2 protein-coding genes are annotated in these 745 nt (G+C 76.2%); one reads left to right on the top strand and one right to left on the bottom strand.

Translation table 11 applies throughout. The features are described from left to right. On the top strand, positions 1-375 hold a 375-nt coding region (locus AUL34_RS21470; RefSeq protein WP_244492670.1), incomplete at its 5' end, for an SH3 domain-containing protein. Positions 376-396: 21 nt separating this feature from the next. Here AUL34_RS21470 and AUL34_RS21465 read toward each other — a convergent pair. Continuing rightward, a partial coding sequence (locus AUL34_RS21465; protein WP_192845809.1) for a helix-turn-helix transcriptional regulator occupies positions 397-745 on the bottom strand: 349 nt, incomplete at its 5' end.

The following is a 745-nucleotide window of genomic DNA, read 5'->3' as shown; positions in this document are numbered from 1 at the left end:
CATCCCGCGCCAGCGCCCGCCCGGCCGGTCGCCACGCCCTCGCAGGCCGCCGCGCCCGCCGCGGCGCCAAGCGGCGCCGGTCTCGTGACGCGGGCGCCGGTGCCGCTGCGCCGGGCTCCGCAAGCCGGTGCGCCGGTCTGGATGGTTCTGGACGCCGGACGGCCCTTGCGCGTCACGCGCCGGGAGGGGGCGTTCGCGCGGGTGGAATCGGGCATCTTCACCGGCTGGGTCGATGCCGCCGTGCTTCCTCCTGCCGCCACGCCTCCCGCCGGGGCGTCGGCGCCCGCGACGCGGAGCACCATGCCGACGCTCGCGGCGGCGGGTGCGCGGCGCGCGGGCCCTACGCCGGCTGCGGGCGTGCCCGGCGCGCGCTGACGGCGCGGACCCACCGTCCGTTCAGCGCTCGGACAAGGTCCGCATCACGACGAAGGTGGCGGATGCCCGGTTCTCGACGCCGAGCTTGGCGAAGACGACCTCCAGGTGCTTGTTCACCGTGCGCGGGCTGAGCGACAGGATTTCGGCGATGTCACGGTTGGACTTGCCGCGCGCCAGCCAGACCAGAACGTCCGCCTCGCGGGCGGTGAGCTGGAAGCGTTCGCGCAAGGCCGCCTCCTCGGCGGACGCGTCCTCGACGGCGAGGCGAAACAGGTGCTCGCCTTCCGCCACGGTGCCGACGAAGGAGAGAGCGATGCGGCGGCTCCCCTCGGCGGGAAGGGCCCAGCCGCCGGAGGGCGCCCTTCCGGCG

Origin of the sequence: Aureimonas sp. AU22, from assembly GCF_001463745.1 — a bacterium.
Taxonomy (GTDB): Bacteria; Pseudomonadota; Alphaproteobacteria; order Rhizobiales; family Rhizobiaceae; genus Aureimonas.
Note: the sequence above shows the minus strand (reverse complement) of the source record. Positions and strands in the feature narration are given on the sequence as shown.